Below are 22,328 nucleotides of genomic sequence, written 5' to 3' on the forward strand. Positions count from 1 at the left end.
ACTCTATTTGGTACGGCTGACTCCCGGCCAGAGCCGGTCCACCTCGGCGTTCAGGATGGCCCCGATGAGCACGGCCAGGGCGGTGATGTAGAGCCACAGGAGCACGGCGATGGGCGCGGCCAGCGACCCGTAGACGGAGACCGGCGAGAACCAGGCGGCCAGCACGGCCCGCAGCACCGCCGCGCACACGATCCACAGGAACAGCGCCAGGATCGCGCCCGGCAGCTCCCGGTACCACTTGGTCCGCACCGGCACGCTGACGTGGTAGAGCACGGTCAGGAACAGGACCGAGCCGATGATCACGACCGGCCAGTAGAGGATGTCGATGAGGACGCCGTACTGGGCGGGCAGGGCGTCCCTGAGCAGGGTCGGCCCGATGACCAGGATCGGCATGACGATGATGCCGATGATCAGGCCGACGACGTAGAGGCCGAACGACATCAGCCTGGTGCGGATGATGCCGCGCTCCTCGCCGAGCCCGTAGGCCACGGAGATGAGGTCGACGTACACGTAAAGGGCTCTGGAGCCGGACCAGAGCGACAGCAGGAAGCCGACCGAGATGATCGACACCTTGCTGGCGTCGTCGCTGAGGACGTCGGTGAGGAGCGGGTTGATCACCTTGTTCACGGCCTCTTCCGTGAACAGCACCCCCGCCTGCTCGATCACCCACGCCTTGACCTGGGCGACCACGCTGGAACCCAGCCAGGTGCCGAGCTTGGCCAGCACGCCGATCAGGCCCAGCACGAACGGCGGGAGCGACAGCAGCGCGAAGAACGCCGCCTCACCCGCCAGGCCGGTGACCCGGTAGGTGACGCCGGCGTTGGTGGCCGCGCGGACGATCGCCCACGACTTCGTGTCGAGCACCCAGCTCAGCCTGGCCCTGGCGTTGGAGACGAGTCCTCTCTTCGGCCGGGGAGGCGCATCGGTGGACGTCATGGCACCCAACGGTATTCGCAGTGACTCTTCGGGACAGCTTACGTCCCGGAGACTGCCCTAGTCGTTGTCGACGATGCGTGCGCCCAGCGGGAGCAGGGAAACGGGGACGAGTTTGAGGTTCGCGACGCCCATCGGGATGCCGATGATCGACAGGAACAGCGGGATCGACGTCACGACGTGCCCGATGGCCAGCCAGACGCCGGCGACCACGCACCAGATGACGTTGCCGATCAAGGAGAAGGCGCCCGCGTCGGGGTCGCGCACCACCGTCCTGCCGAACGGCCACAGCGCGTACGCCGCGATCCGGAAGGACGCGATGCCGAACGGGATCGTGACGATCAGGATGCAGCAGATGATCCCGGCCAGCGCGTAGCCGGCGGCCAGCCAGAGTCCCGCGAAGATCAACCAGATGACGTTCAGAATCGTGCGCATACTCGCAGGATGACACCGGCCGGTCGGCCCGCGTCATCCGGCAAGACCCTGACTTCACCCTGACCTGGGCGCCCGCCCCTTGCCAGGGGGCCCGGCGAATGCCTGCGCGATCTCCATCCAGGCCCGCGCGGGCTCGCCGGCCAGCTCCAGGGCGGTGTCGGACAGGTGGACGCGCTGGGTGACGGCCAGGCAGAAGTCGAGGACGGTGCCGCGGACGAGGCCGTCCGCGCCCTCGGGCCCCGCCGTCCACGTGGTCCCGTCCGGCATGGCCAGCTCGGCGCGTACGGTCTGCTCGGGCACCGGCAGGCCGCGCACGGCGAAGCTGTAGGGCCGGGCGCGGAAGCCCATCATGGCGACGTGGCGCAGCCGGGCCGTCGGCTCCCGGGTGACGCCGAGCGCGTCGGCCACGTCCTGGCCGTGCGCCCACGTCTCCATCAGCCGCGCGGTCACGAAGGAGGCGGCCGACATGGCGGGGCCGAACCACGGCACCCGCTCGCGCGCGTCCAGCGCCGCGAACACCTCCAGGCTGCGCGAGCGGGCCGCGCGGAACCACGCGCGCAGCTCGGCCGGCGGCATCCCGCGCGCCTCGATGGCGAGGTCGTCCACGGACGTGAAGCCCGCCAGCGAGGCCTGGAAGCCGCCGGGGTCGGTGGCCGCGCGCACGGCGGCGTCGTCGAACCAGGCCAGATGGCTCACCTGGTCGCGGATCGCCCAGCCCTCGGCGGGCGTGGGCCGCTCCCAGTCCTCGTCCGTCAGGGGGTCCAGCAGGGCTTCGAGGGACGCGGTCTCGGCACGCAGGTCGTCCAGCAGCTCGGCCATGAGATCCACGCCCGCCAGCCTAACCCGAACAACGTTCTAGGAGAATAATCGTCATGTGATCTGCGAGAGCTGCAAGGACAAACGCCACGAGGACTGCCGCGGCGGCTCCTGGTGCGACTGCCAGCACCTCCAGCAGAAGCCCCACGAGCCCGACCTCAGCTGGAAGAGCCAGGGCTGAGCTAGCTGGACAGTCCCATACTCTGGACCCTGTCTTGGACAAACGGGACGGCCAGAGTATCTTCTAGGTATGCCAGCGGACCCCATGCTCGTCGGTCGACGCCACGTCGACCTCCAGCGTGTCCGCAGTGCCATCTGTTGCGACGCCCGCCTGTAACCCCATCCTTTTCTACCGCTGAGCGCGTCGCACACCTCCTCTCCACCCCTGCCCTCGATGACGAGGCAGGAGGAACCCTGCGCGCGCCCATGAACCGAAGGACGCGCAATGAGCACCCCTGCCAGCCGCACTCCTGCCAGCCGGCACCACAAGCGCCCGCGCGGCGAAGGCCAGTGGGCTCTCGGTTACCGTGAGCCGCTCAACAAGAACGAAGAGAACAAGAAGAACGACGACGGCCTCAACGTCCGCCAGCGCATCATCGACATCTACTCCAAGCGGGGCTTCGACTCGATCGACCCGGCCGACCTGCGTGGCCGCATGCGCTGGTACGGCCTCTACACCCAGCGCAAGCCCGGCATCGACGGCGGCAAGACCGCCGTCCTGGAGCCGGAGGAGCTCGACGACCGCTACTTCATGCTGCGGGTGCGCATCGACGGCGGCCAGCTCGACCTCGCCCAGCTGCGCACGATCGCGGACATCTCCAACGAGTACGGCCGCGGCACCGCCGACCTGACCGACCGCCAGAACATCCAGCTCCACTGGATCGAGATCGAGTCGGTGCCGGACATCTGGGAGCGCCTGGAGGCCGTGGGCCTGTCCACCACCGAGGCGTGCGGCGACACCCCGCGCGTGATCCTGGGCTGTCCGCTGGCCGGGATCGACGCCGACGAGGTGCTCGACGCGACCGAGCAGATCCACGAGCTGCAGGAGCGGATCGTGGGCAACCCGGCTTACTCCAACCTGCCCCGCAAGTTCAAGTCGGCGCTGAGCGGCTGCACCGCCCACTGCACGGTGCACGAGATCAACGACGTGGCGTTCGTCGGCGTGGTCAACGAGCAGGGCGAGATCGGCTACGACCTGTGGGTGGGCGGCGGCCTGTCGACCAACCCGATGCTGGGCAAGCGGATCGGCGTGTTCGTCCGGCCGGAGAAGGTGGGCGACGTCTTCGAGGGCGTGGTCGGGATCTTCCGCGACTACGGCTACCGGCGGCTGCGGCACCGCGCCCGCATCAAGTTCCTGGTCAATGACTGGGGAGTCGAGAAGTTCCGCGAGGTTCTCGAACAGGAATACCTCAAGGAGCCGCTGCCCGACGGCCCCGCCCCCGCGCTGCCGCGCGGCAGCCGCCGCGACCACGTGGGCGTCTTCCCGCAGAAGGACGGCAACTTCTACGTCGGCTTCGCGCCCAAGGTGGGCCGGCTCGACGGCGACAGGCTGCACCTGATCGCCGACATCGCCGAGCGGCACGGCTCCGGCCGGGTCCGCACGACCGTCGAGCAGAAGATGGTCATCCTCGACGTCGCGCCCGACCAGGTCGACTCGATCGTGGCCGAGCTGGAGGCCAACGACCTGCGGGTCCGGCCGTCCACGTTCCGCCGCCAGACCATGGCCTGCACCGGCATCGAGTACTGCAAGCTGGCCATCGTCGAGACCAAGGCCGCGGCCGCCGACCTGATCGACGAGCTGGAGCGGCGGCTGCCGGCGTTCGACGAGCCGCTGACGATCAACGTCAACGGCTGCCCCAACTCCTGCGCCCGCATCCAGGTCGCCGACATCGGCCTGAAGGGCCAGCTCGTGGTGGACGAGAACGGCGACCAGGTCGAGGGCTTCCAGATCCACCTGGGCGGCTCCCTCGGCGTCAACGCCGGCTTCGGGCGCAAGGTCCGCGGCCTCAAGACCACCGCCAAGGCGCTGCCCGACTACGTGGAGCGGGTCGTCAAGCACTACGACGCCCAGAAGAAGGAAGGCGAGTCGTTCGCCGACTGGGTGCAGCGGGCCGACGAGGCGGACCTCAAATGAGCGAGCGAGCGGTCCCGTTCCACTGCCCTTACTGCGGCGACGAGGACCTGGAGCCCTACGAAGGGGACGGCGGCTGGTACTGCCGCGCCTGCGCCCGCGCTTTCAAGCTCAAGTTTCTCGGGATCGGAGTGAAGATATGACGCTCGTGGACATCGAGGTCGGCCTGAAACAGCAGCGCGGCACTCTTGACCTGCAGGACATCGTCGAGTCCGCCGCGACGTTCCTCGAGGGCGCCCCCGCCCGCGAGATCATCCGCTGGGCGGCGGCGACGTTCGGCGACCGGCTGTGCCTGACCTCCTCGATGAGCGACGCCCTCCTGATCGACCTGGTGAGCCGGGTCAAGCCCGGCGTGGACGTGCTGTTCATCGACACCGGCTACCACTTCGCCGAGACGATCGGCACGCGTGACGCGGTGCGCCAGGTCTATGACGTCAACGTGATCGACATCAAGCCGTCGCGGACGGTCGAGGAGCAGGATCGCGACCTCGGCCCGCGCCTGTTCGGCCGCAACCCCGACCTGTGCTGCTTCCTGCGCAAGGTCGAGCCGCTCAACCGGGCGCTGGAGCCGTACCTGGCGTGGATCTCCGGCATCCGCCGCGACGAGTCCCCCAGCCGCGCCGGCTCCAAGGTCGTCGAGTGGGACGCCAAGCGGCAGATGGTCAAGGTCAACCCGATCGCGGCCTGGACCCAGGAGGACGTCGACAACTACATCGCCGACAACGGGGTGCTGATCAACCCGTTGCACTACGACAACTACCCCTCGATCGGCTGCGCGCCGTGCACGCGGCAGGTCGCGGAGGGAGAGGATCCGCGCAGCGGACGCTGGGCGGGCCTGGGGAAGGTCGAATGCGGCATTCACCTGTGATCCCCAGCAGGGGATCCGTCCCGTTGGCAGGCGGGACGGCCCCCGGCCGCGTGCCACTGGTGGCGGTGGCGCACGGGTCGCGAGATCCGCGTGCCGCCGCCACCGTGGCCGCGCTGCTCGACCGGGTACGCCTGGCGCGCCCTGAGGTGCCCGTACGGGTGGCCTACCTCGACCACTGCACCCCGGCACTGGGACAGGCGCTGAGCGGCCTCCAGGAGGCCGTTGTGCTGCCGCTGCTGCTCACCGAGGCCTACCACAGCCGGGTGGACCTGCCAGCGGCGCTGAACGAGGTCCGGGCGCGCGAGCCGCGCCTGCGGGTGCACTACGGCACCACGCTGGGGCCGCACCCGCTGCTGCTGACGGCGCTGGAGCGGCGCCTGGCCGAGGCGGGCGTGCGGGCCGGGGACCCGCGGACCGCGGTCGTGCTGGTGTCGGCGGGTTCGAGCGACGCCAGGGCCAACGCGGTGATCGCGCGGCAGGCGCGGGCGTGGCGGCGTTCCGGCTGGTGGACGGTGTCACCGGCGTACGCCTCGGCCGCCGGTCCGTCGCCCGCCGAGGCCGTGGCCGAGCTCAGGCGGGCGGGCGCGCCGAAGGTCGTCGTCGCGCCGTACCTGCTGGCGCCCGGCTACTTCGCGGACAAGGTGCGGCAGACGAGCCTGGAGGCCGGGGCCGCCGTCGTGTCGGACGTGCTCGGCCCGGCGCCGGAGCTGGTGGACGTGCTCCTGGAACGTTACGAGGCGGCCCGGCGGCAGCCGGTGCCCTCCCTGGTCGGCTGAGCCGGGGTCAGCAGTCCCACCGGTTCCCTGGTCGGCTGAGCCTGAGTCAGTAGCCCCACCGGTTGCCGCGGCCCTCCCCGCGCGTCTGCCGGCCCAGCTCGCGGGCCTGCCTGCCCAGTTCGCGGGTCTCCCGCAGCACCTGCCGGTTCAGCGCCCGCCAGTCCTCGCCGTGCAGCCGCCGCCAGTGCTCCCGCCAGGCCGCGAACCCGCGCTGCACCGGCTGCGCCTGCGAGTCGCCGATGACCTTGACGTCCCCCATCACGGCGTACGCGCGCACGCGCACCACCGGGACGTTCATGCCGGGGGCCGCCTGGATGACGTCCACGCGCTTGTCGCCCATGACGGCCATGCCGTCGAGGTCCACGTTCACGCCGTCGGGGACGATGATCTTGATGTCGCCCATCACGGAGACGGCCATGATGTCCACCATGTCCGTGCGCACCTCGGCCTCGCGGAGGTCGAGCACCACGTCGCCCATGACGGCGACCGCGCCGAGCTCCTGGTCGATCCGCCAGGTCCCGCGCCGCTTGGAGTCGCCCATGACGCCCACGAACCACCGCCGCTTCCTGCCCGCGGGCCCAGGGGCGGCCGGGGCCGGCGCGGGCGTGGCTCCCGCCGGCAGGTCCTGGGTGAGCAGGGCCAGCTCGGCGTGCGTGGTCGCGGAGTAGGCCGCCTCCGTCCGGTCGGTCAGCTCGGCGAGCGTCAGCCTGCCCTCGACCGATGCGACACGGAGCTGCTCGACGACGGCCTCGCGCTCCGCGTCCGAGGCGCGGAGCCCACCGGGATCAGTCATACTCGCAACATATCGCGTCTTGCCGGGAATGGGACTCCTCCCCGAGAAGGAAAACATGTCATCCCTTGTAGGTGTTTGAACCTAGAAGCCGCTTTGGCGCGTACCAAGCGATGACACGGGGCTCTGGCTTGGCCCGGGGCGCGGCCGGACCAGGCTAGGGTCCCTGTCATGCATGAGGAACAGCTCTACCGCGCGGCGTTGAACGGCGAGACCGAGGCCGTGGGCAAACTGCTCGCCGGCGGCGCCGATCCCAACACCCCAGGTGAGGACGGGTTGCCGCTGTGCGCGGCCGCCGCCTGGGACCGCGTGGAGGTGGCCGGCGCGCTCCTGACGGCCGGCGCCGACGTGAACGGCCGGGAGGAGGGCGGCTGGACGGCGCTGCACTGGGCCGCCTCCAACGGCCACGCCGCCACCGCCAAGGCGCTGATCGAGGCCGGCGCGGAGGTCGACGCGGCCAACGAGTCCGGCGACACCCCGCTCACGCTGGCCGCCCGGCGCGGCGCGCTGGGCGTGGTGCAGGTGCTGCTCGAAGCGGGCGCCGACGCCGAGAAGTACGACGGCGACGGCGACACGCCGCTCGAGATCGCCGCCTCCTGGGTGGGCGTGCACCTGGAGAGCGCGCTGCTCGACCAGATCGAGAAGGAGGGCTGGGAGTACGTCGTGGCCCGCCAGTACGCCAAGGACGGCACCGAGCTGGTCACGGTGGCCGGGCGCTCGGCCGACGGCTCGGAGAGCGAGCAGGTGCAGGCCCAGCGCGGCCACGCCGCCGTCGCGACCCTGCTGGAGGACGCGACGGGCACGTACACGCCGGTGGAGCAGCTCGTGGCGCGGGCCGTCGCGCACCGCGACATCGACGAGGACGCCGAGACCTGGTGGATCGTGGCCGACTCGCTGGGCAGGCGGGCGGACGACGAGACGTACGAGGCGCTGGTCCGGCTGTGCGGGAGCGAGGACGCCAGGGAGCGGGAGTTCGGGGTCGACGCGATCGCCCAGTTCGGGTTCGCCGAGGGGGAGAAGCCCTACCTCGACACGACGCTGGCGCTGCTGCAGAAGATGGTCACCACGGAGGGCAACCCGCAGGTCCTGCGGTCGGTCCTGGCCGCGCTCGGGCACCAGGGCGACGCCCGCGCGCTGCCGCACGTGCTGGACATCATCCGGCGTCCCGGGCACAAGCGCACGATGACGGACGCGATCGCGCTGGCCGACGTGCTGCCGCCGGGCCACGAGGAGGGGCTGGCCCTGCTCATCGCGATGACGGAGGACGAGGACACGGAGGTGCGCGACTGGGCCACCGCCGGGCTCGCCGGGCTGTCCGAGGACACGCCCCGCATCCGCGAGGCCCTGGCCGCCCGCCTGGCCGACGCCGACCTCCGCACGGTGGCCGAGGCCACGCGCGGGCTGCTGACGCGGGGCGACGAGCGGGCCTCGCAGGGGGTGGCGCGGGTGCTGGCCGAGAGCGACGACGAGTACGAGCGGGACCTCGTCACCGAGCCCGTCACCGGCTGACCCGCACCCGCCCGCCCGGGCCCAGGAGTGCTCAGTCGCCGTTGAGCACGCGCGTCACCCATTCCAGGGTGCCGGTGCGCAGGGCCTCCTCGGCCAGCCGTTTCCCGGTCGGGGTCGTCAGGGCGTCCAGGGAGCTGTCGATCCAGCCCTGGACGTTCTGGTGTCCCTGCTCCCGGTATTCGACCGCCTGGATGAGGCATTCCAGCTTGTCCGCGTCCCGGGCGCAGACGGCTTCGAGGCTGGCCTTCTCCTCGTACTCCCCCACCGCGTCGCCGACCATGTCCGCCACCTCCGCGGGCAGGCCGCGCATCTGGTCGGCGGTGACGTCCTCGTTGGAGGCCGCCTTGAGGTAGCGCTTGCCGATGTACGGGATGTCGGTGATGCGGGTCTCCTGGGTGTCGTGGAAGAGGCTCATGAACGCGGCCCGTTCCGGATTCGCGCCTTCGAGCCGCGCGATCACGCCGGCTATGACGGCCGCGCGGAACGAGTGCTCGGCGATGCTCTCCGGATCCCGTACGCCCGCCACCAGCCACCCGGTCCGCTTGTAACGCTTGAGCAGTCCGAACTCGTACAGAAGCCCCGCCAGTCCCGTCACGTCGTCCATCACGGGGACCCTCCTCTCCTACGGCAAATGCCGTGGCCGTTTCGCCGGCCACGGCATTTGTCATCGACCGTTCTCCGAAAACGGGAGCCGTTTCAGCTCACCGGTTAATTCCAGGACCCGAAGATATCCCGCCAGTCGTCCCCGTCGGGCCACCAGCTGTCGTTGTCCTGGCCCTTCTCGTCCGGGCCCGACTCCTCACGGCCTGTCCACTGGTCGTCGTCCTTGACCGGCTCCTCCTTGACCGGCTCCTCCTTGACCCGCGGCTTCTGCACCGTCGGCTCCTGGTGGTGCACCGGGCGGTGGCGCTCGACGCGCGGCGTACGGATGCGGATGATCTCGTCGTCGTGGCGGCGGTGGTGGCGGTGGCCCCAGCCACCCCAGCCCCACGGGCCACACCAGGGGCGCCAGCATCCTCCCCATCCGCGACGACCGCAGTGCTTTCCACAGAGCGGCGGCTTCTCGTTCGAGATGACCCCGACGCCCGCCGGGACGGCGGCGCTGCTGGGCACCGCGCTCGCCGCGGCCGCCAGACCCGTGGGAAGGAGCAGGGAGCCGACGATGGCGCCGGCCAGCGTTAGTGTCGCGGCCCGCCCATGGCGTGGCGTCCGCGATTGCCGACTTTCAGTGTTCACGTGCATTCGTTTCCGTTCATGGGTAGATCGGCCCGAAATCCAGCGCCCACTATCTCCGCAGGCACTCAGACAGGGGCAGACGTACCCATGCGAATATTCTCGCCTAACTCCGTAAACCCAAATAACCTGTCAAAACCTGGCGCGGTCTTTAAACGCTGGTTTTGCGGTTACTTAAAGGGCCTCGCGCTATATCCCAGGGCATTTCCCGACCAATTCCCCCAGAATGGACAGCGCGGCCGGTCAGGGGCCGGAGAGGGCCGGGGCCGCGGCCAGGACGTCCCTGGCCAGCGGTAGGTCGCCGGCCAGCTCGGCCGGGAACTCGGCGGGCTCTCCCCTGCCGCCCAGCAGGAAGCAGAACGCGACCACGTCCGCCGTGATGTGGGCGTCCGGCGTGCCCGGCCGGGTGTCCTCCACGCCCAGCGGCACCTGCCACTCCCCCCCGCCCGCGCCCGTCAGCGTGAGGTGGAGGGTGCGGCCGGAGCCGTCCATGCCCGACAGGAGCATCGTCCAGGGCAGCAGGCGCGCGCACAGGTCGGCGGTCGGGTGGATGTGGTCGGCGATGGGGTCGGGCAGGCGCAGCCGGGCGGTCCGGGCGGCGTCGGCCGTGTGGATCCAGGTCTCCAGGCACCGTGCCAGCAGGTGGTCGCGCACCGGGACCTCCATGCCGTCCATGGTGGCCGGGGTCGTGGGCGGCAGGTCGGCCAGGTGGCGGCAGAGCGCGTCGGCCTGGGCCCGCCAGTCCCTTCGCGTCTGCTCGGGGCTGCGGGCGCGCTCGTACGCCTGCACGTCGCTCGTACGCCCCATCGAGTCGGTCGCGCCCATGGGCGGCCCCAGCACGGGGGCGCCGACGGCGGCGGCCAGGAGGCCGTCCTTGGCGGCCAGGTGGGCGACCAGCTCCTGGAGGGTCCAGCCCTCGACGATCACGCGCGACCAGTCGTCGTCCACGGCCGAGGTCAGCAGCGCGTCCATTGCGGCCACCCGGCCCGCGTACGGCTCCGCCCAGGCCGCGGTGGGGGCCGCCGGCCTGCGCCGGGCCCTGGCCCCGGCCAGCAGCTGGGGCCGCAACGAGCGGGCCGGCGCCTCCGGGTCCTCCATCATCGCGTCCAGATAGAGGCGCTCGATGGGGTCCATTACACCTCTTCCTCCGCAAGCGCGTCCGCCAGGCGTCTCAGCGCCAGCCGGATGCGCGATTTGGCCGTGCCCTCGGGCACGCCCAGCTCCTCGCTCACCTGCCGATAGGTCCTGCCGCCGAAATAGGCGAGCTCCACCGCCTCCCGGAGGCCGTCGGGCAGCGAGGTCACCGCCTGCCGCACCCGTTTGGCCTCGTCCGAGGCCAGGACCGTGTCCTCCAGTCTGTCAGGTTCGCGCTCGAACAGCCTGGGTCCGAGGGCCGACACGCGCCGCCGCTCCTCGGCGCGCACGTGGTCGACCGCGCGGCGGTGCGCGATCGTGGCGAGCCAGGCGCGTAAGGTGCCGCGTTCCGGGTCGTAGGCCAGGGGGCGCTCCCAGAAGACCAGGAACACCTCCTGAGTGATGTCCTCGGCGATCACCCGGTCCCTGGTGACCCGCAGCGCGAGCCCGAAGATCAGCGAGGAGAGCCGATCGTAGACCTCGCCCAGCGCGGACTCGTCGCCGCCGACCACCCGCTGGTGCAGCAGGCGGTCGTCGTACGGTGCCTCCACTGGCCCCACACTCCCGTGTAATCCGGACCAAGGCGGCGGGTGCGCCGCGACCCGAGCATGTCATTATTCGCCGGAAAAGTAGAGCCGGATGACCGGAGGCGGGGACTTTGCCGGCTCGCGATAAGGTCGGAGGACCAATACGGAGGGAGCACGTCATGGCCACCACTCGCACCGCCACCACCCAGTGGAGGGGCGCCCTGATCAACGGTTCGGGCACCGTGTCGCTCGACACCTCGGGTGTGGGCACGTTCGAGGTCACCTGGGCGTCCAGGTCCCAGGAGGCCGACGGCAGGACGTCCCCGGAGGAGCTCATCGCCGCCGCCCACTCCTCCTGCTTCTCGATGGCGCTCTCGCACGGACTGGCAGGCGCGGGCACCCCGCCGGAGTCGCTGGAGACCAGCGCCGACGTGACGTTCCAGCCGGGTGAGGGCATCACCGGCATCGTGCTCACGGTGAAGGGCCGCGTTCCCGGCATCTCGGCCGAGCAGTTCGCGGAGGCCGCCGAGACGGCCAAGGCCAACTGCCCGGTCAGCAAGGCCCTGACGGGCACCCTGATCACGCTCGACGCCGAGCTGCTCTGACGGCCGCCCCGACCTGCCCGGCATCGGGGCCGGGCATCCGGAGACCCCGTTACGGAGGGCGATCGGCGCATTGAGAGACCAAGAACGTGTTCGCGTGCGACAATTGGGCCACATGCGCGAGGTCTGGCCGGGCGAACCCTATCCACTCGGCGGCACCTGGGATGGCGTTGGCACCAGCTTTGCGGTGTTCTCCGAGGTCGCCGAGCGGGTCGAGCTGTGCCTTTTTCATGACGACGACACCGAGGAGCGCGTCGACCTGCCCGAGGTCGACGGGTTCGTCTGGCACGGCTACCTGCCGGGCATCCAGCCGGGCCAGCGCTACGGCTACCGCGTCCACGGCCCGCACGACCCGTCGCAGGGCCACCGGTGCAACCCCGCCAAGCTGCTCCTCGACCCCTACGCCAAGGCCATCGACGGCGAGCTGACCTGGAACCAGGCGCTGTTCCCCTACTACTTCACCGACCCCACCCGGCGCAACACCGAGGACAGCGCGCCCTACATGCCGAAGAACGTGGTCGTCAACCCGTTCTTCGAGTGGGGCAACGACCGGCCGCCGCGCATCCCGTACCACCAGACCGTGATCTACGAGGCCCACGTGCGCGGGCTCACCATGCGCCACCCCGACGTGCCGCCCGACCTGCGCGGCACGTACGCGGGCGTGGGGCATCCGGCGATCATCGATCACCTGCTGTCGCTGGGGGTGACGGCGGTCGAGCTGATGCCGGTCCACCACTACATCCCCGAGCACTTCCTGGTCGCCCGCGGGCTGACGAACTACTGGGGCTACAACACCATGGCCTACCTGGCGCCCCACGGCGGCTACTCCAGCGCGGGCACGCGGGGGCAGCAGGTGCTGGAGTTCAAGGCGATGGTGCGGGCGCTGCACGAGGCGGGCATCGAGGTCATCCTCGACGTCGTCTACAACCACACGGCCGAGGGCGACCACATGGGGCCCACGCTGGGGTTCCGGGGGATCGACAACGCCGCCTACTACCGGCTGCACGACGGTGACCGGCGCTACTACCTCGACTACACCGGGTGCGGAAACTCCCTCAACGTACGCTCGCCGCACGCGCTGCAGCTGATCATGGACTCGCTGCGTTACTGGGTCCTCGAGATGCACGTGGACGGGTTCCGGTTCGACCTGGCCTCGGCGCTGGCCAGGGAGCTGCACGACGTCGACCGGCTGAGCGCGTTCTTCGACCTGATCCAGCAGGATCCGGTGATCTCGCAGGTCAAGCTGATCGCCGAGCCGTGGGACGTGGGGCCCGGCGGCTACCAGGTCGGAAATTTCCCGCCTTTGTGGACGGAGTGGAACGGCAAATATCGCGACATCGTGCGCGATTTCTGGAGAGGCACGCATTCCGCGCTCCCCGAGTTCGCCTCCCGCCTGACCGGCTCCGCCGACCTGTACGAGTCCTCCGGCCGCCGCCCGGTCGCCTCGATCAACTTCGTGACCTGCCACGACGGTTTCACCCTCAACGACCTGGTCTCCTACGACCACAAGCACAACGAGGCCAACGGCGAGGACAACCGCGACGGCACCAACGACAACCGCTCCTGGAACTGCGGCGCCGAGGGCCCCGTCGAGGACCCCGGCGTCGTCCGGCTCCGCCACCGCCAGCGCCGCAACTTCCTGGCCACCCTGTTCCTGTCGCAGGGCGTGCCCATGCTCTCCCACGGCGACGAGCTCGGCCGCACCCAGCGCGGCAACAACAACGCCTACTGCCAGGACAACGAGCTGGCCTGGGTCGACTGGTCGTTGCTGCACACCGAGCCGGAGCTGCTGGAGTTCGTCAGGGCGCTGTCGAAGCTGCGCCGCGAGCACCCGGTCTTCCAGCGCCGCCGCTTCTTCCACGGCCGCCATCCCGACGACGGCAAGCGCGACCTGGTCTGGCTCACCCCGGGCGGCACGGAGATGACGGCGGCCGACTGGCACATCGGCTACGCCAAGTCGCTCATGGTCTACCTCAACGGCGAGGCCATCACCGAGCCGGGGCCGCGCGGCGAGCGGATCGTGGACGACTCGTTCCTGCTGCTCATCAACGCCCACCACGAGAACATGTCGTTCACGCTGCCGGGCGAGGAGTGCGGCACCGGATGGGTGCCCGTGCTCGACACCAGCCACGAGACGATGGAAGAGGCGTTCCCGGACGAGGGCTGGCAGGCCGGCGACCTGGTCGCCGTCACGGCCCGTTCCCTCCAGGTCCTGCGCCAGCCGCGCTCGCGGTGAGCAGCATCAGCGCGAACGTCGCCACCCCCGCCAGGCCGTGCAGCGTCACCGCCAGCACCGGGAACCCGCGCCCGCCCGTCTTGTGCCGCCCGGCCCCCAGCCAGCGCGTGGACATCGTGAACCCCAGCAGCGCGGCCACCGCCAGCCCTCCGAACGCGGCCCACGCCAGCGCCCTGCTCCCCGTGACCAGCCCGGCCACCCAGCACACCAGCGCCGACACGGCCAGCGTCGGGTGGGAGAACACCAGCGCGGCCGGGAAGCGGGTGACCTTGGCCCGGCGCAGCCCGTCGCCCGAGAGCCAGAAGTAGAGCAGGTACACCCCGGCCAGCGCGGCGACCGCCCATGCGACAGCGGTGATCAGACCCACAGGGCCTCCCCTCCCCGATCCCCTTCCGCCACGTAAGCACGTGACCGCCTGCGTGTCCTTGGATACACAAAAGTGCTATACGCCCCATATCCCGAAATGCCCGCTCGCGTCTGCTAGCTTTACCTTTCCGGCCGGATTTGATCCCGGCCGGAAGGTGTTTGTATGACCATTTCTCCGGCAACCGTGCGGCCCGTGAGCGCCGCGGACCGCCCCACCGTCGAACGCCTCTGGCTCATGTTCCGCCACGACATGGCGGAGTTCCAGGGCGGGCTGCCCAGCCCTGATGCCACCTATCACAGCGACCGGCTGCGCGCGGCGTTCGAGGACGACGACTGGGCGGCCTACCTGTTCACCAGCGGCGACCGGCCCGTCGGGTTCTCGTTCGTACGCGCGCTGTCCGGCCCGGCGCGCGTGCTGAACAGCTTCTTCGTGGTACGCGGCGCGCGCCGGTCCGGGATCGGGATGGAGGTCGTACGGGAGGTGATCTCCCGGCACCCCGGCCCCTGGAAGATCGCCTTCCAGGACTCGAACGCGGCGGCCGTCGCGTTCTGGCGGCGCGTCGCCACCGAGATCGCCGGTGAGGCGTGGACGGAGGAACGCCTGCCCGTGCCGAACCGGCCCGACGTCCCCCCGGACGTGTGGATCTCCTTCACCACCGCCTGACCAGCCCGGCAACCGGGCGGGGCGCGTGGCGAACGCGTCCCGCCCGCGTGGGCCAACTGTCGGTGGGGTGTGCCAAGGTAGAGGAGTGCGGCGCATCTATCCCGACATACAAGACAATCCGGACATCGTGCAGGCGTACGCCTACCCCGAGGGGCGGCCTTGGCTGCGGCTCAACATGGTGGCCAGCGCCGATGGCGCGGCGTGGCTGAAGGGCCGCTCGGGCGGGCTGTCGAGCGCGGGCGACAAGCGGATCTTCCAGACCCTGCGCGGCCTGGCCGACGTCGTCCTCGCGGGCGCCGCGACCGTGCGCAAGGAGGGGTACGGTCCCGTCCCCCCGCGTGACTCGTGGGACGAGCTCCGCGTGGGCAGGCCGAAGGTGCCGCCCATCGCGGTCATCACCCGCAGCCTGGACTTCGACCTCGACGGCGAGTTGTTCACCGACGCCCCGAGCCGGACGATCGTGATCACCTGCGAGGCCGCCCCGCACGAGCGGCGCAAGGCGGCGGCCAGGCACGCCGACGTCATCGTGGCCGGGGGCGAGAGCGTCGACCTGGCGCCGGCCGTCGCGGAGCTGCACGCGCGCGGGCTGACCAGGATCCTGTGCGAGGGCGGCCCCAGGATCAACGCCCAGCTCTCGGCGCAGGACCTGGTCGACGAGATGTGCCTGTCCATCAGCCCGCTGCTGGTGGGGGGCGGCGCGGCGCGCATACTCAACGGCGAGCCCGCCGAGGTCTCGCTGCGCCTCAGCCAGGTGCTGGAAGAGGAGGGGGTCCTCTTCTGCAAATACGACAGGGAGCAGAGCCATGACCGAGCCGACTGAGCCCACGGAGCCGACTGCGCCCACCGAGCCCACGGAGGCGACTGCGCTCGCGGAGCCCGCCGAAGAGCAGCCGGTGCCCAATCTGCCGGTGCGCCCGCCGGTGCCGCCCATGCTGGCCAAGCCGGTCAAGGCCATGCCCAAGCAGAACGGCTCGCTGTTCTACGAGCCGAAGTGGGACGGCTTCCGGTGCATCGTGTTCCGCGACGGCGACGAGGTCTATCTGGGCAGCCGCAACGAGCGGCCGTTCACGCGCTACTTCCCGGAGCTGGTCGAGGCGGTCAGGGCGGAGCTGCCGGACAGGTGCGTGGTGGACGGCGAGATCGTGCTGCCGAGGGGGTCGCAGCTCGACTTCGACGCGCTGCAGCAGCGCATCCATCCGGCCGCCTCGCGGGTGAAGCTGCTGTCGGAGCAGACGCCGGCCCAGTTCGTCGCGTTCGACCTGCTGGCGCTGGGCGACGAGTCGCTGATGGAGACGCCGTTCTCGGAGCGCCGGGCGCGACTTGAGGGGATATTTCCGGAAAAGGGAGGGTCCATTCGGCTGACGCCGGTCACGACCAGCGACGAGCAGGCGGCCGAGTGGTTCGACACGTTCGAGGGCGCGGGGCTCGACGGCATCATCGTCAAGCCGGGCGACCAGCCGTACATCCCCGACAAGCGCACGATGTTCAAGGTCAAGCACGAGCGCACGGCCGACGTGGTGATCTGCGGCTACCGCGAGCACAAGTCGGGCCCGATCGTGGGGTCGCTGCTGCTCGGCCTCTACGGCCAGGACGGCCGGCTGCACCACGTGGGCGTGGCGGCCTCGTTCCCCATGGCGCGCAGGGCCGAGCTGGTCGAGGAGATCAAGCCGTACCTCGCGGAGCTGAGCGAGCACCCCTGGGGCCACTGGGCCGAGCAGGCGGCGGCCAACCTCGGCCAGCCCGCCGCCGGGCCCGCGACGGGCGGGCAGCGGGTGCCCGGGGCGGTGTCGCGGTGGAACGCCAAGAAGGACCTGTCGTTCATCCCGCTCAGGCCGGAGCTGGTGATCGAGGTGGCCTACGACCAGATGGAGGGCGACCGGTTCCGGCACACGGCGCAGTGGCGGCGGTGGCGGCCCGACCGCACGCCGGAGTCATGCACGTACGAGCAGCTCGAACGTCCCGTCAGTTACAACCTCGACGACATCCTTGCCCGGTAGCCGCGCATCCCGTTATATCTCGACATATGAGTACAGGGGATGAGTTAAAGGCAGCCGTGTCCGCCCGCCGCGACCTCGGGCCGGAGTTCGAGGACGCCCTGGTCGAGTCCTTCCTCGACAAGATGGGGCAAGAGGTCGACCGGCGGGTGGACGAGCGCATCGCCCAGCGGGCGTCGAAGGCGCCCGCACGCGACCGGGCGCCCGACGGGCAGCGGCTCGCCCTGGCGATCGTCTCGGTCTGCCTCGGCACCGTCTCCACCCTCCTGCTGGTCCTGCTGGGGGACAAGGCCGCCTATCTGGTGCCGATCTGGGGCGGGCTGATCATCATCAACGCCATCTTCAACTCGGGGAGGTCGGGCAAGAGCGGCTGACCCGGCAGCCCACGTTCAGGGGACGCCGGCGGGCCCGCGGAAGGCGGCGCTGCCGGAAGGGCGGGCCCTATGCGAGCCAGATGAGCCCGGCGAAACGGCCGCCCGGCTGCTCCCTGCGGTGCGAGTAGAGCTCCGCCGACTCGATCGTGCAGCGGGCGTCATGGCGTACGTCCTGGATCCCGGCGGCACGCAGCTGGGCCTCGATCCCGGCCCGCAGGTCGAGCGCGGGCGTCTGCCACGACGTCGTGGACCACGTCTCGGGGACGCGGGCGGCCACCCGCTCGCGCAGCTCGGCGGGCACCTCGTAGCAGCGGCCGCACGCGCCGGGACCGACCAGCGCGACCATCCGGCCCGGCGCCGCGCCCTTGGCCGCCATGGCCGCCACCAGGGCGGTCGCGATGCCGGCCTCGGTGCCGGGGCGGCCGGAGTGCGCGGCGCCCACCATGCGCGCCACCGGGTCGGCCACCAGCACCGCCGGGCAGTCGGCCCCGAGCGAGGCCAGCGCCAGCCCTGGCTCGGTGGTGAACACGCCGTCGAGCGCCGGCGGATCGTCCCCGAAGGGCTCGCTCACGTACGCGACATCCGCGCTGTGGACCTGGCGCATGAACACGATGCCCCGCACGCCCAGCTCGGCGGCCACCCCCGCCCGGTTGGCCCGCACGGCCTCCGGGTCGTCGCCGACCATCCCGCCGAGGTTGCGCGACCCGTACGGCGGGACGCTGATCCCTCCGTGGCGATCGGTGACGGCGACACGCACTCCAGGGGCCAGCTCCATGGCTCGATCTTAGAGCGCGAGGCTCGTCGGCAGCGGCGCAGGGGATAGCCGCGAGGAGTTCAGCGGCTGAGGCGGTGGACGGTGAGCGGGCCGCCGCCCCAGCGGCCGATCGCCTCGTCGTCGGCGAAGGCCAGCACGCGCATCATGTTGCCGCCGTCGCTGAGGTCCACGGCGCGGCGCAGCCTCCGCCGCAGCGGGCGGGGCAGGGCGGTGGTGCCGGCCTCGACCGTGTCGCCGTAGTGCGGGGCGAAGGCGACGCCCGCGAAGCCGGTACGGCTCAGCAGCCTGCGCACGGTCCACGAGGAGTAGAACATCAGGTGGTTCCTGGTGAAGCCGCTCCACGCCCGCCCGTGCGCCTTGAGCAGCAGCGACTGGGCGTTCACGGTCAGGATGAGCAGCACGCCGCCGGGCGCCAGCAGCCGCCGGAACGTGCGGAAGTCGTCCAGCGGCCTGGGCAGGTGGGCGAGCACCGACCAGAGCGTGATCACGTCGAACCCGCCCGCGGCGATCTCCGGGACGTCCTCGGGGGCGCCGAGAAACGCGCGCGCCCTGCTCAGCCGCTCGTTGGCCTGGACGACGGACTCCGGCGACAGGTCCACCCCCCAGGCGTCGAACCCGCGCCGCTCGGCCAGCTCCAGGAACAGCCCCGCCCCCGAGCCGAAGTCGAGCAGCCGGCGCTCCTTGCCCTCGTCGAACACCGGCGAGAAGGCGTCCATGGTCAGCTCGTGGCGGCGCTGCCGGTTGGCGGCGTACGAGCCGGTCAGGAAGGTGTTGTAGCCGGTGGCGTACAGGTCGCCGAGGCGTTCGGGCAGGATGTTGGGGTTGCGGTAGAGGAAACCGCACGAGGGGCAGCGGACGACGTGATAGTGCCAGCCGTTGCCGGAGGGCTCGAACATCGGCTGCTGGCGCGACTCCCCGCACATCATGCAGGCCAGGAACTCCTCGTTCGCCTTCAGCGGCCGGAGCCTGCGGTAGTCCGTCAGCTCCATGACCGGGGCCCGCGTGGTCAGCAGCTGCCACTGCGCCTCGCGTACCAGGCGCTCCCCCGGACGGACGTACACGCGCTGCGCCCAGGGAATGCGGTCGTATCGGGAGCCATACACCAACCGGCTCAACAGTCGATATGCCATGCGAAGCGTCTTCCCCGACGCCAACGAGCGCTATGCGTGAAGATCCGGGCACTTTACGTGATCTTAGGGCTTCATGGCGAATGGTGACAAGCAAGCATATGCTTGGTCCGTGCCTGACTATCGCAATCTCATCGGCGGCGAGCTGGTCCCCGCAAGCGACGGCAGAACCCTCGACTCGGTCAACCCGGCCACCGGGGAGGTGTGGGCGCGGATCCCGGCGAGCGGGGCACCCGACGCCGAGGCGGCCGTGGCGGCGGCCCGGCGCGCCTTCCCCGCCTGGTCGGCGCTGCCCGCCCTGGCCAGGGCGGGTTACCTGCGCAAGGTGTCGGAGGTGTTCGCCCGCAACGCCGAGGAACTGGCCAGGCTGGAGACGCGCGACAACGGCCGGATCCTGCGCGACACGCTGAAGAAGGACCTGCCCGGGATGGCGTACCTGTGGCAGCTGGCCGCCGGGCAGTGCCTGGACGCGGCCAAGGGCGACACGGTCATCCTCGGGCCGGACACGCTCGGGCTGACGCGGCGGGAGCCGTACGGGGTGGCGGTCTGCATCATCCCGTGGAACTCGCCCATCTCCACGTTCTCGGCCAAGGCGGCGTACGCGCTGGCGGCCGGGAACACGGTGATCGTCAAGCCGGCCGAGCAGGCGAGCGCGTCGGTGCTGCGGCTGGGCGAGCTGCTGGCGGAGGTGTTCCCGCCCGGGGTGCTGAACATCGTCAGCGGCCTGGGCGAGGAGGTGGGCGACGCGCTGGTACGGCACCGCGACGTCGCCAAGATCAGCCTCACCGGCTCGACCGCCACCGGCCAGGCCATCACCCGGGCGTCGGCGGACGCGCTGAAGCCGCTGACGTTCGAGCTCGGGGGCAAGTCCCCGAACATCGTCTTCCCCGACGCCGACCTGGACGCGGCCGCCCAGGGCGTCACCGTGAACTCCGTCTACACCGGCAACGCCGGGCAGGTCTGCGTGGCCGGCTCCCGCATCCTCATCCACCACTCGATCTGGGACGAGCTGCTGGACCGCATCACGCGCATCTGCGCCGAACTGGTCCTGGACGACCCGCTCGACCTGCGCACGACCATGGGGCCGATCGTCTCCTCGGCCCAGTACGAGCACGTGCGGTCGTACCTGGAGCTGGCCGAGAAGGAGGGCGCGAGCCTGCTCTTCGGCGGGCGGACGGGGGCGGAGGTGGTGCCCGGCCTCCCGGGCGGCTACTGGGTCTCCCCCACCCTCTACACGACCACGGACAACTCGCTGCGGCTCTGCCAGGAGGAGATCTTCGGCCCCGTGGCGGTGGCCATGCCGTTCTCCTCCGACGAGGAGGCCCTGGCGATCGCGAACGACTCCCGCTACGGCCTGGCGGCCGGCGTCTGGACGCGCGACCTGGGGCGGGCGCACCGTTTCGTGCGGGATCTGCAGAGCGGGACGGTGTGGGTGAACACGTTCCGGCAGATGCCGCCCGGACTGCCGTTCGGGGGCGTCAAGGACAGCGGGTACGGGCACGATTCGGTCCTCGAGTACACCCGCGAAAAGGCGGCCATAATCCAGATTTAGTCGGATAGATTTACGCCTCATGAGCGAGGGGATCAAGGACGCAGCCGAGCTGCCCGACGCAGCCGCGCAGTCCCGTGCGTCCGTGCTACGCAGTCGTGCCGAATCGTACATCGCCCTGTCGAGGTACGACGCCGCGATCGCGGATCTGACGGAATCGATCGCGTTAGTGCCGGACAACGCGCGTGCCTGGCGGCTGCGCGGCGAGAGCCATCGTGTCATCGAACGCTACGAGGCCGCCCTGGAGGACTTCGACGAGGCGCTCAAGCTGGAGCCGGACAGCGCGTACGCGCTGGGCTCCCGGGGCCAGACGTACGCCGCGATGGGCCGCCTGGACGAGGCCATGACCGACTTCGAGCACGCCCTCACCCTCTCCCCCGACTCCCTGTGGATCCTGGAGGCCAAGGCCGACGTCCTGGTGGACCTGGACCGCCTGGACGAGGCCCTGGAGGAACACGCCAAGATCATCGCTCTGAACGAGGACCTGCCCTACTCCTGGGCCGCCCGCGGCGACCTGTACCAGCGCATGCACCTCTACGCCGAGGCCATCGAGGACTACACGAAGGCGCTGGAGGCGAACCCGGCGTACGTGCGCGCGCTGAGCCGGCGGGGCGAGGCGTACCGCATGATCGACCGGTACGAGGAGGCGCTGGCGGACCTGAGCCGCGCGGTGGAGCTGGACCCCGAGAACGACCGGGCCTATGGCAGCCGGGGGGCGGTGCTGAGCGAGCTGGGCGACAACGAGGCGGCGCTGAGCGACCTGAACCGGGCGATCGAGCTGGACCCCGAGTACATCTGGGCGTTCCGGGTGCGCGGGGAGATCCTGCAGGAGATGGACCGCCACGAGGAGGCGATCTCCGACTTCACCCGGGCCCTGCACCTGGAGTTCGGCGACTGACCGTCGCGGGCGGGAGTGGCGGCCAGGCGCGTGACCTGGCCGCGCCCCCGTCTATACGTTGCGGGCCGTCAGCAACCGGTCGATCCTGCGGCCGAGGTCGACCATGTCGTGCCGCAGGGAGTCGAACACTCCGAGGATCTCCGCGCGAGCGGAGATGAATTGATCGTTGGTCTGCCGTCGAAGACCTGTCAGTTCGTCGCCCAGGGCCGCGAAGTCCTGGGCGATCTCCATCTGAGCATCCGCGATCTCGGCCCGCATCTCGGCGACGGCGATCTCCGCCGCGGTGATCTTCGAGCCTTTCGCCCGTGTACGTCTTCTCCCCGTTCGCAGGTGGGCATGGCTGTTGTCGTCAGAATCTGCGTAACTGGAACGCAGGATCGCTTCGAACGCGTCGATGCGGAGCTTCAATGCGCGGATCTCCGCCTCAATGTCCACGTACTCCTGCCTTTGCATGTACTCGGAAGGGATCCCGTGCCCCGATGACGCGGATCTCCGCTTCCTCTGAGCACATCGTCGCAGGTAGTTCGAGGTTGCGATGCTCGGCGAGAACGCTCTGGGTGTGGTTTTCTCTGTCTCGGGAGTGCCAGAGAT

Annotated in this window: 27 protein-coding genes; 15 read left to right on the top strand and 12 right to left on the bottom strand. The window is 70.6% G+C overall.

The annotated features are described in order from the left end of the window. Nucleotides 1-3: 3 nt before the first annotated feature. Genes HD596_RS57455 through HD596_RS57465 form a run of 3 tightly spaced genes read right to left on the bottom strand, consistent with a single transcriptional unit; the run spans nucleotide 4 to nucleotide 2,187 of the window. Complete coding sequence (locus tag HD596_RS57455; RefSeq protein WP_221520089.1) at nucleotides 4-936, bottom strand: YihY/virulence factor BrkB family protein; 933 nt, start codon at nucleotides 934-936, stop codon at nucleotides 4-6. A gap of 57 nt (nucleotides 937-993) precedes the next feature. Then, complete coding sequence (locus HD596_RS57460; protein WP_185077754.1) at nucleotides 994-1,368, bottom strand: YccF domain-containing protein; 375 nt, start codon at nucleotides 1,366-1,368, stop codon at nucleotides 994-996. Between the two features lie 54 nt (nucleotides 1,369-1,422). Then, nucleotides 1,423-2,187, bottom strand: a complete 765-nt coding sequence (locus HD596_RS57465; protein ID WP_185079404.1) for a TIGR03084 family metal-binding protein — start codon at nucleotides 2,185-2,187, stop codon at nucleotides 1,423-1,425. A 55-nt stretch (nucleotides 2,188-2,242) separates the two neighbouring features. Here HD596_RS57465 and HD596_RS64510 point away from each other — a divergent pair, with 55 nt between their 5' ends. The 6 genes from HD596_RS64510 (at nucleotide 2,243) to HD596_RS57485 (ending at nucleotide 5,959) form a co-directional block, all read left to right on the top strand. Further along, nucleotides 2,243-2,365: a hypothetical protein gene (locus tag HD596_RS64510; RefSeq protein ID WP_281398371.1), complete on the top strand. Its 123-nt coding sequence runs from the start codon at nucleotides 2,243-2,245 to the stop codon at nucleotides 2,363-2,365. Between the two features lie 69 nt (nucleotides 2,366-2,434). Continuing rightward, entirely contained in the window at nucleotides 2,435-2,521 is an 87-nt protein-coding gene (locus tag HD596_RS66090) for a putative leader peptide (protein ID WP_350723228.1), read from the top strand. A gap of 108 nt (nucleotides 2,522-2,629) precedes the next feature. Continuing rightward, complete coding sequence (locus HD596_RS57470; protein ID WP_185077755.1) at nucleotides 2,630-4,318, top strand: nitrite/sulfite reductase; 1,689 nt, start codon at nucleotides 2,630-2,632, stop codon at nucleotides 4,316-4,318. Beyond that, a complete protein-coding gene (locus HD596_RS57475) occupies nucleotides 4,315-4,458 on the top strand; it encodes an Insertion element protein (RefSeq protein ID WP_185077756.1) in 144 nt (47 codons plus the stop codon). Before HD596_RS57470 ends, HD596_RS57475 begins: the two co-directional genes overlap by 4 nt. Then, a complete protein-coding gene (locus HD596_RS57480) occupies nucleotides 4,455-5,183 on the top strand; it encodes a phosphoadenylyl-sulfate reductase (protein WP_185077757.1) in 729 nt (242 codons plus the stop codon). Before HD596_RS57475 ends, HD596_RS57480 begins: the two co-directional genes overlap by 4 nt. Further along, nucleotides 5,165-5,959: a sirohydrochlorin chelatase gene (locus tag HD596_RS57485; protein WP_185077758.1), complete on the top strand. Its 795-nt coding sequence runs from the start codon at nucleotides 5,165-5,167 to the stop codon at nucleotides 5,957-5,959. Before HD596_RS57480 ends, HD596_RS57485 begins: the two co-directional genes overlap by 19 nt. A 46-nt stretch (nucleotides 5,960-6,005) precedes the next feature. On the opposite strand, the gene HD596_RS57490 is transcribed toward HD596_RS57485, so the two are convergent. Further along, complete coding sequence (locus HD596_RS57490; RefSeq protein WP_185077759.1) at nucleotides 6,006-6,752, bottom strand: DUF1707 SHOCT-like domain-containing protein; 747 nt, start codon at nucleotides 6,750-6,752, stop codon at nucleotides 6,006-6,008. Between the two features lie 168 nt (nucleotides 6,753-6,920). On the opposite strand from HD596_RS57490, the gene HD596_RS57495 reads away from it, so the two are divergent. After that, a complete protein-coding gene (locus tag HD596_RS57495; RefSeq protein ID WP_246555511.1) occupies nucleotides 6,921-8,258 on the top strand; it encodes an ankyrin repeat domain-containing protein in 1,338 nt (445 codons plus the stop codon). Nucleotides 8,259-8,289: 31 nt separating this feature from the next. On the opposite strand, the gene HD596_RS57500 is transcribed toward HD596_RS57495, so the two are convergent. The 4 genes from HD596_RS57500 to HD596_RS57515 all read right to left on the bottom strand — a co-directional run bounded on the left by HD596_RS57500 (nucleotide 8,290) and on the right by HD596_RS57515 (nucleotide 11,176). Then, the gene (locus tag HD596_RS57500) at nucleotides 8,290-8,862 is read right to left on the bottom strand and encodes an HD domain-containing protein (RefSeq protein WP_185079406.1); all 573 of its coding nucleotides are present in this window, start codon (nucleotides 8,860-8,862) and stop codon (nucleotides 8,290-8,292) included. Nucleotides 8,863-8,966: 104 nt separating this feature from the next. Next, entirely contained in the window at nucleotides 8,967-9,494 is a 528-nt protein-coding gene (locus HD596_RS57505) for a hypothetical protein (protein ID WP_185077760.1), read from the bottom strand. 240 nt (nucleotides 9,495-9,734) lie between these two features. Beyond that, nucleotides 9,735-10,625 carry a maleylpyruvate isomerase family mycothiol-dependent enzyme gene (locus HD596_RS57510; RefSeq protein ID WP_185077761.1) on the bottom strand — a complete coding sequence of 297 codons (891 nt, stop codon included), beginning with the start codon at nucleotides 10,623-10,625 and terminating at the stop codon, nucleotides 9,735-9,737. Further along, nucleotides 10,625-11,176 (bottom strand): sigma-70 family RNA polymerase sigma factor, encoded by a 552-nt coding sequence (locus HD596_RS57515; RefSeq protein WP_221520090.1) that lies wholly within the window; start codon nucleotides 11,174-11,176, stop codon nucleotides 10,625-10,627. Before HD596_RS57515 ends, HD596_RS57510 begins: the two co-directional genes overlap by 1 nt. 155 nt (nucleotides 11,177-11,331) lie before the next feature. On the opposite strand from HD596_RS57515, the gene HD596_RS57520 reads away from it, so the two are divergent. Beyond that, nucleotides 11,332-11,757 (top strand): OsmC family protein, encoded by a 426-nt coding sequence (locus HD596_RS57520; protein WP_185077763.1) that lies wholly within the window; start codon nucleotides 11,332-11,334, stop codon nucleotides 11,755-11,757. A gap of 112 nt (nucleotides 11,758-11,869) precedes the next feature. Next, nucleotides 11,870-13,990, top strand: a complete 2,121-nt coding sequence (glgX, locus tag HD596_RS57525; protein ID WP_185077764.1) for a glycogen debranching protein GlgX — start codon at nucleotides 11,870-11,872, stop codon at nucleotides 13,988-13,990. Here glgX and HD596_RS57530 read toward each other — a convergent pair. Then, nucleotides 13,944-14,357 carry a hypothetical protein gene (locus HD596_RS57530; protein WP_185077765.1) on the bottom strand — a complete coding sequence of 138 codons (414 nt, stop codon included), beginning with the start codon at nucleotides 14,355-14,357 and terminating at the stop codon, nucleotides 13,944-13,946. The genes glgX and HD596_RS57530 overlap by 47 nt on opposite strands. Before the next feature lie 162 nt (nucleotides 14,358-14,519). On the opposite strand from HD596_RS57530, the gene HD596_RS57535 reads away from it, so the two are divergent. The 4 genes from HD596_RS57535 (at nucleotide 14,520) to HD596_RS57550 (ending at nucleotide 17,388) form a co-directional block, all read left to right on the top strand. Then, entirely contained in the window at nucleotides 14,520-15,020 is a 501-nt protein-coding gene (locus HD596_RS57535) for a GNAT family N-acetyltransferase (RefSeq protein WP_185077766.1), read from the top strand. 85 nt (nucleotides 15,021-15,105) lie between these two features. Continuing rightward, a complete protein-coding gene (locus tag HD596_RS57540) occupies nucleotides 15,106-15,840 on the top strand; it encodes a pyrimidine reductase family protein (RefSeq protein ID WP_185077767.1) in 735 nt (244 codons plus the stop codon). After that, entirely contained in the window at nucleotides 15,824-17,017 is a 1,194-nt protein-coding gene (locus HD596_RS57545) for an ATP-dependent DNA ligase (protein ID WP_185077768.1), read from the top strand. The genes HD596_RS57540 and HD596_RS57545 overlap by 17 nt, the downstream gene beginning before the upstream one ends. Nucleotides 17,018-17,073: 56 nt before the next feature. Then, a complete protein-coding gene (locus HD596_RS57550) occupies nucleotides 17,074-17,388 on the top strand; it encodes a hypothetical protein (protein WP_313047440.1) in 315 nt (104 codons plus the stop codon). 67 nt (nucleotides 17,389-17,455) lie between these two features. On the opposite strand, the gene pgeF is transcribed toward HD596_RS57550, so the two are convergent. Together pgeF and HD596_RS63385 are read right to left on the bottom strand one after the other, a co-directional pair. Beyond that, nucleotides 17,456-18,163, bottom strand: a complete 708-nt coding sequence (gene pgeF / locus HD596_RS57555; RefSeq protein ID WP_185077770.1) for a peptidoglycan editing factor PgeF — start codon at nucleotides 18,161-18,163, stop codon at nucleotides 17,456-17,458. Between the two features lie 59 nt (nucleotides 18,164-18,222). Continuing rightward, nucleotides 18,223-19,266 (bottom strand): class I SAM-dependent methyltransferase, encoded by a 1,044-nt coding sequence (locus tag HD596_RS63385; protein ID WP_185077771.1) that lies wholly within the window; start codon nucleotides 19,264-19,266, stop codon nucleotides 18,223-18,225. A gap of 136 nt (nucleotides 19,267-19,402) precedes the next feature. On the opposite strand from HD596_RS63385, the gene HD596_RS57565 reads away from it, so the two are divergent. Continuing rightward, on the top strand, nucleotides 19,403-20,842 hold the full coding sequence (locus tag HD596_RS57565; RefSeq protein WP_313047443.1) for an aldehyde dehydrogenase family protein: 1,440 nt from the start codon (nucleotides 19,403-19,405) through the stop codon (nucleotides 20,840-20,842). 19 nt (nucleotides 20,843-20,861) lie between these two features. Then, nucleotides 20,862-21,737: a tetratricopeptide repeat protein gene (locus HD596_RS57570; protein WP_185077773.1), complete on the top strand. Its 876-nt coding sequence runs from the start codon at nucleotides 20,862-20,864 to the stop codon at nucleotides 21,735-21,737. Between the two features lie 51 nt (nucleotides 21,738-21,788). Here HD596_RS57570 and HD596_RS57575 read toward each other — a convergent pair whose 3' ends face one another. Further along, complete coding sequence (locus tag HD596_RS57575) at nucleotides 21,789-22,172, bottom strand: hypothetical protein (RefSeq protein ID WP_185077774.1); 384 nt, start codon at nucleotides 22,170-22,172, stop codon at nucleotides 21,789-21,791. Nucleotides 22,173-22,328: the final 156 nt, after the last annotated feature.

The organism is Nonomuraea jabiensis, assembly GCF_014204795.1.
In the GTDB taxonomy this organism is placed as follows: Bacteria; Actinomycetota; Actinomycetes; order Streptosporangiales; family Streptosporangiaceae; genus Nonomuraea; species Nonomuraea jabiensis.

Coding starts and splice junctions, on each gene's coding strand:
- HD596_RS57455 (WP_221520089.1), bottom strand. CDS start 936: ATGACGTCCACCGATGCGCCTCCCCGGCCGAAGAGAGGACTCGTCTCC.
- HD596_RS57460 (WP_185077754.1), bottom strand. CDS start 1,368: ATGCGCACGATTCTGAACGTCATCTGGTTGATCTTCGCGGGACTCTGG.
- HD596_RS57465 (WP_185079404.1), bottom strand. CDS start 2,187: ATGGCCGAGCTGCTGGACGACCTGCGTGCCGAGACCGCGTCCCTCGAA.
- HD596_RS66090 (WP_350723228.1), top strand. CDS start 2,435: ATGCCAGCGGACCCCATGCTCGTCGGTCGACGCCACGTCGACCTCCAG.
- HD596_RS57470 (WP_185077755.1), top strand. CDS start 2,630: ATGAGCACCCCTGCCAGCCGCACTCCTGCCAGCCGGCACCACAAGCGC.
- HD596_RS57475 (WP_185077756.1), top strand. CDS start 4,315: ATGAGCGAGCGAGCGGTCCCGTTCCACTGCCCTTACTGCGGCGACGAG.
- HD596_RS57480 (WP_185077757.1), top strand. CDS start 4,455: ATGACGCTCGTGGACATCGAGGTCGGCCTGAAACAGCAGCGCGGCACT.
- HD596_RS57485 (WP_185077758.1), top strand. CDS start 5,165: ATGCGGCATTCACCTGTGATCCCCAGCAGGGGATCCGTCCCGTTGGCA.
- HD596_RS57490 (WP_185077759.1), bottom strand. CDS start 6,752: ATGACTGATCCCGGTGGGCTCCGCGCCTCGGACGCGGAGCGCGAGGCC.
- HD596_RS57495 (WP_246555511.1), top strand. CDS start 6,921: ATGCATGAGGAACAGCTCTACCGCGCGGCGTTGAACGGCGAGACCGAG.
- HD596_RS57500 (WP_185079406.1), bottom strand. CDS start 8,862: ATGGACGACGTGACGGGACTGGCGGGGCTTCTGTACGAGTTCGGACTG.
- HD596_RS57510 (WP_185077761.1), bottom strand. CDS start 10,625: ATGGACCCCATCGAGCGCCTCTATCTGGACGCGATGATGGAGGACCCG.
- HD596_RS57520 (WP_185077763.1), top strand. CDS start 11,332: ATGGCCACCACTCGCACCGCCACCACCCAGTGGAGGGGCGCCCTGATC.
- glgX (WP_185077764.1), top strand. CDS start 11,870: ATGCGCGAGGTCTGGCCGGGCGAACCCTATCCACTCGGCGGCACCTGG.
- HD596_RS57535 (WP_185077766.1), top strand. CDS start 14,520: ATGACCATTTCTCCGGCAACCGTGCGGCCCGTGAGCGCCGCGGACCGC.
- HD596_RS57545 (WP_185077768.1), top strand. CDS start 15,824: ATGACCGAGCCGACTGAGCCCACGGAGCCGACTGCGCCCACCGAGCCC.
- pgeF (WP_185077770.1), bottom strand. CDS start 18,163: ATGGAGCTGGCCCCTGGAGTGCGTGTCGCCGTCACCGATCGCCACGGA.
- HD596_RS57570 (WP_185077773.1), top strand. CDS start 20,862: ATGAGCGAGGGGATCAAGGACGCAGCCGAGCTGCCCGACGCAGCCGCG.